Raw genomic sequence first — 6,625 nt, 5'->3', positions numbered from 1 at the left:
TCCGGACAGTTCCGGACAGTTCCGGACAGTTCCGGACAGTTCCGGACAGTTCCGGACAGTTCCGGACAGTTCCGGACAGTTCCGGACAGTTCCGGACAGTTCCGGACAGTTCCGGACAGTTCCGGACAGTTCCGGACAGTTCCTCCCAGTTCCGGACAGTTCCGGACAGTTCCGGACAGTTCCTCCCAGTTCCGGGGACAGTATACTTAACTCTCGCTCCGCGTCCTCCCATGTTTGAGCTATGCTCAATCGTGGTGTATAGGCGAGTTTGAAACAGGCGGCGTATCCGGCTGGAATGGAAGTCCCGCCAACCACCCAGCCATGAAGGATACGCCATGGGCTACGATACGCATGAGCCCGAAACAAGACCAGCAACCGGCATCGACGACCCGCTTACCGATCTCTTGCGCCGCGGCGCACGCGACTTGCTGAGACAAGCAGTGGAAGCCGAGCTACAAACCTTTCTGAACGATACCGTGGAATTCGGGAGAATTCGGGGGAGGAGAATTCAGAATTCGGGGGACAGTATACTTAATTCTCACTCCGGCCAGCGCGCGGCCCCATCACTTCGAGATCCCCCTGGTGACCGAATCGACGCGTAAATAATCGAGGCGCCGTTGAGTTCGGGCCGACGGCGCTCGGCGATCGTGCACGCGACCGGATTTGCGTGGCCGGCGCCGGAGCGTCGGTGGTAGAGTCTGGCGTTTAGGCATGCCATGCGACGTGGGCCCGGTTCCGCCGCAATCGTGAGCGGCTGGCGAATATTCGGTCGACCAGCACCAGCACAGGCCGCGTGGCTCGCAAAAAGGAGAACAGGCGATGTCGTATACCCCGCCGGAGAGCCGCTACGAGTCGATGGTCTACCGCCGCTGCGGGCGGTCCGGGTTGAAGCTGCCCGTGGTCTCGCTCGGACTGTGGCACAACTTCGGCGAGGATACGCCGCATGAGACCAAGCGCGCGATCTGCCGCACGGCCTTCGATCACGGCATCACCCATTTCGATTTGGCCAATAATTACGGCCCGCCGCCGGGCTCGGCCGAGACGGCCTTCGGCCGGATTCTGAAAACGGACTTCGCGGGCTACCGTGATCAACTCGTGATCTCGTCCAAGGCCGGCTACGACATGTGGCCCGGCCCTTACGGCAACTGGGGCAGCCGGAAATATCTGATCGCGTCCTGCGATCAATCGCTCGCGCGCCTCGGCGTCGACTATGTCGACATCTTCTACTCGCACCGGGTCGATCCCGAGACGCCGTTGGAAGAAACCATGGGTGCGCTCGATTCGCTGGTGAAGCAGGGCAAGGCGTTGTACGTGGGTATTTCGTCCTACAACGCCCAGCGCACGCGCGAGGCGGCCGCGTTGCTCGCCGAGATGGGCACGCCGTGCCTGATCCACCAGCCCAGCTATAACATGCTCAACCGCTGGATCGAGCGCGACGGGCTCACCGATACGCTGGCCGAGGTCGGCATGGGGGCGATCGCGTTTACGCCGCTGGCCCAAGGCATGCTCACTTCGAAGTATCTCGGCGGTATTCCCGAAGGCTCGCGCGCCACGCAAGGTAAATCGCTCGACCCGGACATGCTGTCCGAGCGCGCGGTGTCCCATCTCAACAAGCTCAACGAGATCGCCGGGCGGCGCGGGCAGACGCTGGCGCAGATGGCCATCGCCTGGGTGCTGCGGGACGAGCGGATCACCTCGGCCCTGATCGGCGCTTCGCGACCCGAGCAGGTCGCCGATTGCGCCCGGGCCGCGGGCAACCTCTCGTTCACCGAGGCCGAGCTGGACGAGATCGATACCTACGCCACCGACGAGGACATCAATCTCTGGGCGGCGTCGAGCAACGCCTGACGACCGGCTGGTATGCGACCGTGTCTTTACTGATCGGATGCCGCGCCGTCGTTTGCTAGCCTCCACGGGATATTCCGCAACGATCGCAGATGTCATGAAGCAAAATCTGACCGACTGGCAATCGCTCGAGCGCGACGCCGAGCGTGGTTACGAAGTCATGGGCCGCGAAGGCCATAGCGGCTGGGAAGTCGAAGTGCGCTTCGACAACGGCACGTCGCCAAAGCACCCGGAGCGCAAAGCGACGAGCCGCGAAGAGGCGGTCAAGATCGGGCGCGAAGTGGCCACGATGCGCCAAGCCTGATCGCGCCCGGGCCGGCTCGATCGCTCCCCGTCGGGAGCCGGCCGGCCGTCGTCAGCGGCCGTCGCGCCAAACTCTATTTATCGCCAAACGCTTTTCGGTTCCAAGCGGACGGCCGCCGTGACCGTGACCGCGACTCAAGGCAAGACGCATCGCGCATCGGTGACGCAAGACAACCGGCACCTTCATCTGGCGATATAGCCGAGGTTAGGCGTCATCGCGCAGCTCCAAGCGACGCTCGATGCGCTCAACACGCCGGGCCAGCTGCTGCACGGCGGCGCGGTCGTCCGCAGTGGCGGCATACATATGACCCAACATGTGCTTCATGCTACTCATGCGGGTTTCAAGACGATCAAACCGATCACCGGTATCTGTCCTAAATTCTCTGATTTCGTTGCGCATGATACGGAGCTGTTCCAGCACCAAATTATCGTCCGCCATCGCCGTTGCCTCCTGAATTGCTACTCAATATAGCAGCCTAACCGTTGGGTAGAGTGCGAGCGCCTCCGTCGGGCGATTTCTCGCGGTTGATGATGGCAATCGGCGTGTCAGCACGCTCAAGAAAAGAGCCGACCCGCCGTTAACCCGAGTGACGGGCGATCGCCGGCGAAACGGCGACGCTTGCGCCGCCCAAGGAGGGGAGAACCGTGCGATTCCTGTCGAGTGTCAAGGCCAAGATCACGCTGGCGTTCGGGTCGACCATTGTCGCGTGGGCGGTGCTGTGCGCGCTGTCGTTGTACGCGGTGGACCAGCTCAACGCCCATAACGATGCGCTGTACAACACCAACCTGCGCGGGGTAAGCGCGCTGGCCGCGACCAGCCGGACTTATGCCACCATGCTGCAGAACGTCCGCGGGCGCCTGCACGCCGCCAAGCCGGGCGACATGGCGGCGTTGGCGGACGAACTCAAGAGTGCGCGTCAGTCTCTTCAGTCGCACTGGCACGATTATTATCCGGAGCGGGTGTCGTCGCCCGCCGAGCGCGTCCAGGCGGACAAGCTGCAACAAACACTGGACAAGCTCTCGCCGAAGCTCGACAAGTTCGTGAAAATCCTTGGCCAGAACGAAGCGTATCTGGCCAACCTCTTCTTCAGCGCTAAGCTTTCGCTGCCGCTGACCGCGGCGGCCCGCACGCTCTACGATCTGCGCGACAGCGAAATGGAGGTCGCGCGGCAGGTGCATGCCAAGAGCGAAAAGACCGCGCACCAGCTAACGCTGCTGATCGCGGTCACCTGCGGCGGCGCGCTGCTCGCGGGGCTCGTTATCGCGGTGGTATTGGTGCGTCTGATCACGCGCCCGCTGGCCCAGGCCCGGCGTCTGGCCGAATCGATTGGCGACGGCTATCTGGATAACGATGTCGCCCATGCCCGGCGCGACGAATTCGGCGCGATGCTGAGCGCGCTCGGGCGTATGCAGCAGCGCTTGGTGGATACCGTGGCCGATGTGCGGAGCAGTTCGGAATCGGTCGAGGGCAGCGCCTCGCAGATCGCCAGTGGCAACGAAGAACTCAATGCACGCACGCAGCGCCAGGCCGCGAGCCTGGAAGAGACCGCCGCATCCATGGAGCAAATGACGGCGACCGTGAAACGCAACGCCGACAACGCCGTAGAGGCCGAAACGCTAGCGCATGAGGTGCAGACCCGGGCCGACGACGGCAGTAGCGTCGCCCGCGGCGCGGTGGCCGCGATGAGCGAAATCGACGATTCCAGCCGCCGCATCACCGATATCGTCGGGCTGATCGAGGACATCGCGTTCCAAACCAACCTGCTCGCGCTCAACGCGTCGGTCGAGGCCGCCCGTGCCGGCGAGCAGGGCCGCGGTTTCGCGGTCGTGGCCGGCGAAGTGCGCAATCTGGCTAACCGCAGCGCCGACGCGGTTAACGAAATCAAGACCCTGGTCACCGATAGCGCGGCCAAGGTCGCCGACGGCTCGAAGCAGGTTACGCGGTGCGGACAGGCGCTGGAAACGATCAACGACAGCATCCACAAAGTGAGCGCGCTGATCGCCGAGATCGCCTCGGCCAGCCGCGAACAGGCCGGCGGCATCGAACAGGTCAATCGCGCGATCGTTGACATGGATTCTGGTACCCAGGAGAACGCGGCATTGGTCGAGCAATCCTCGGCCGCCAGCCACGACCTGGAAATCCGCGCGCGGGCGCTGATCGCCAAGATGGCGTTCTTCCAACTGGGCGCCGACGATGGGGCGCCGCAAGAAGACGAGGCGCCGGACGCCGTGGCCGCAACGATCCATGCCGCGCCGGACCGGCACGCGGCGGCCGCCGAGAGCCGCCCGGCGACTCAACCACGGGTCGATCGGCCCGAAGCCAAAGTGGGCCCGGCCGAGGCGGTCAACGACGCCGACGAATGGGCGACGTTTTGATGCGTCGTCGTATGAAAACGGCAACGGCCCACACGCTGTGCTCGCCACGCGCAGGGCATGCCGAGCCAGTCGCATTCGCTAAATTTTGTAAACATCCTCTGACGCCAGACCGTACTTCCTGAGCTTGCGGAAGATCGTCGGTTGGCTGGAGCCGAGTTCGCGCGCGATCTGATAGGTACTCGTGCAGCGCCGCCAGGCGGCGGTCAGGCATTCGCGTTCGGCCGCCTCCACGGCATCGCGCAGCCGGGGTAGCGGCGCGTGGCCGTCGACGGCCGCGTGCCCGCCGCGGACAGCCGATTGCGCCCCGTCGACGGCCGGATCGGCGCGGATCGTGGCGCCGTCGGTCAGAACGTAGAGGCGTTCCAGGCAGTTTTCGAGTTCTCGAAGATTACCCTCCCAGCGCCGGCCGAGTAGGCTCGACCACGCATCGGGCGCGAGCGATTTGTCCTGATCGTAGCGGGCGTCGAGCGCTTTCAGCATGCGCTGGATGAGCAGCGGAATATCCTCGGCCCGCTCGCGCAGCGCGGGAATCGTGACCGGAACGACGTTGATGCGGTGATACAGGTCGAGACGGAACTGCCCGTCGGCCACCCGCGCTTCGAGATCGCGGTTGGTGGCGGCGATCAAGCGGAAATCGGCCACCCGGGGTTCGGTGCTGCCCAGTCGGGTGATGCGCCGATCCTGAAGGATCCGCAGGAGTTTGGTCTGCATCGTTGGCGAGAGCTCGGCGACCTCGTCCAGAAACAGCGTGCCGCCGTGGGCGCGCTCCGCCAGCCCCGGCTTGCCGTTGCGCGCGGCGCCGCTGAAGGCGCCCGCGACATAGCCGAACATCTCGGACTCGAACAGGGTTTCCGGAATCGCGCCGCAGTTGGCTTCCACGAACGGGCCGGCCGCGCGCCGGCTGCGGCGGTGCAACAGGCCGGCGATTCGGGTCTTGCCGACGCCGGTTTCGCCGAGCAGTACGACGCTCGCGTCGGTCGGGGCGACGCGCTCGAGCAGCGAGATGATCTCCCGCATGCGCGGGCTGCAGGTCGGGATATCGACGGCTTCGTCGACGGGCGGTGGCGAGGCCTCGCGGGCGGCGAGCTGGCGATGCAGCAGTTCGTACTCGCGCTGTAGGGTGCGGATATCGGTCATATCCTTGGACAGGCTCACCACGCGAACCAGCCGGTTGCGGTCCCACACCGGATAGGCGCTGGCCATCACGGCCCGGCCGGTCCGGGTCGCCTGCATCAGATGACAGGCGCGGCGCTGCTCGAGCACGCGCACTGTGATCGACGGCGATAGCACGCCGTCGCGCTCCAGATCATAGGTGGAGGCGTTGACGAATTCGTGCAGCGGTAGCCCATAGACGCCCGCGCAGCTTTCGCTGGCCTTGACGATGCGGCCGTGCTCGTCGGCGATCACGACATGATCGTGCGAGTGGGCGAGCACGGCATCGAGTTCCAGCGCCTGCAGGTTATCGGTCGCAGTCATGGTAATCGATTCATAAATGAATCGATTGAATCTATTTCGAATTGCCGTTCGCGGTCAATGATCCGCCGATGAATTGGCGGTTTGCGCGTGACGCGTGAAATCAAGGATTTATGTTCTGGTTCGATTCTTGCTCCGGTGCAGGCAGTGCAATCGAGGCGATAATCATGGCGAACAGCGAACTCAATCAGCCGCTTGGCGGCAATACGATGCCCCGGTTCGGCGGGCCGGCGACGATGATGCGCTTGCCGAGCCAGGAAACCGCGGTTGGGCTGGATGCGGCGTTCGTCGGCATTCCGATGGATATCGGCACCTCGAACCGCCCGGGGGCGCGGCTCGGTCCGCGCCAGATCCGCGACGAATCGCGCATGCTGCGTCCATACAACATGGCTACCGGAGCGGCGCCGTTCGATTCGATGCAGGTGGCCGACATCGGCGACGTGCCGATCAATACCTTCGATCTGAAAAAGAGTGTGGACATCATCGAGGCCTTTCATGCCGACGTGATCGCCACCGGCTGCCGGCCGCTGACGCTCGGCGGCGACCACACGCTCACGCTGCCGATTCTGCGCGCCGCGGCCGCCCACCACGGGCCGGTCGGGCTGATTCACGTCGATGCGCACGCCGA

6 protein-coding genes and 1 pseudogene are annotated in these 6,625 nt (G+C 64.4%); 5 read left to right on the top strand and 2 right to left on the bottom strand.

The annotated features are described in order from the left end of the window. Positions 1 to 335: 335 nt before the first annotated feature. The 3 genes and pseudogenes from VFJ08_RS05610 to VFJ08_RS05600 form a co-directional block, all read left to right on the top strand. A pseudogene (locus VFJ08_RS05610) lies at positions 336 to 467 on the top strand (IS256 family transposase); the annotation flags it as partial. A 352-nt stretch (positions 468 to 819) separates the two neighbouring features. Next, positions 820 to 1,848 carry an L-glyceraldehyde 3-phosphate reductase gene (gene mgrA / locus VFJ08_RS05605; protein WP_324996028.1) on the top strand — a complete coding sequence of 343 codons (1,029 nt, stop codon included), beginning with the start codon at positions 820 to 822 and terminating at the stop codon, positions 1,846 to 1,848. 94 nt (positions 1,849 to 1,942) lie between these two features. Further along, positions 1,943 to 2,149 carry a hypothetical protein gene (locus VFJ08_RS05600; protein ID WP_324996026.1) on the top strand — a complete coding sequence of 69 codons (207 nt, stop codon included), beginning with the start codon at positions 1,943 to 1,945 and terminating at the stop codon, positions 2,147 to 2,149. 204 nt (positions 2,150 to 2,353) lie between these two features. Here the strand turns inward: VFJ08_RS05600 and VFJ08_RS05595 are convergent, their stop codons facing one another. After that, positions 2,354 to 2,587 (bottom strand): hypothetical protein, encoded by a 234-nt coding sequence (locus tag VFJ08_RS05595; RefSeq protein ID WP_324996024.1) that lies wholly within the window; start codon positions 2,585 to 2,587, stop codon positions 2,354 to 2,356. A 206-nt stretch (positions 2,588 to 2,793) separates the two neighbouring features. On the opposite strand from VFJ08_RS05595, the gene VFJ08_RS05590 reads away from it, so the two are divergent. Continuing rightward, positions 2,794 to 4,524: a methyl-accepting chemotaxis protein gene (locus VFJ08_RS05590; RefSeq protein WP_324996022.1), complete on the top strand. Its 1,731-nt coding sequence runs from the start codon at positions 2,794 to 2,796 to the stop codon at positions 4,522 to 4,524. Positions 4,525 to 4,602: 78 nt separating this feature from the next. On the opposite strand, the gene VFJ08_RS05585 is transcribed toward VFJ08_RS05590, so the two are convergent. Next, the gene (locus VFJ08_RS05585; RefSeq protein ID WP_324996019.1) at positions 4,603 to 6,000 is read right to left on the bottom strand and encodes a sigma-54 interaction domain-containing protein; all 1,398 of its coding nucleotides are present in this window, start codon (positions 5,998 to 6,000) and stop codon (positions 4,603 to 4,605) included. A 164-nt stretch (positions 6,001 to 6,164) separates the two neighbouring features. Between VFJ08_RS05585 and VFJ08_RS05580 the strand changes: the two genes are divergently transcribed. Next, positions 6,165 to 6,625, top strand: a 461-nt coding sequence (locus VFJ08_RS05580) for an arginase family protein (RefSeq protein ID WP_324996017.1), incomplete at its 3' end; no start/stop codon positions are given.

Source organism: Salinisphaera sp., from assembly GCF_035690525.1.
Classification (GTDB): domain Bacteria; phylum Pseudomonadota; class Gammaproteobacteria; order Nevskiales; family Salinisphaeraceae; genus Salinisphaera.
The sequence above is the reverse complement of the archived record's forward strand: the minus strand, read 5'-3'. Positions and strand labels throughout refer to the sequence as shown.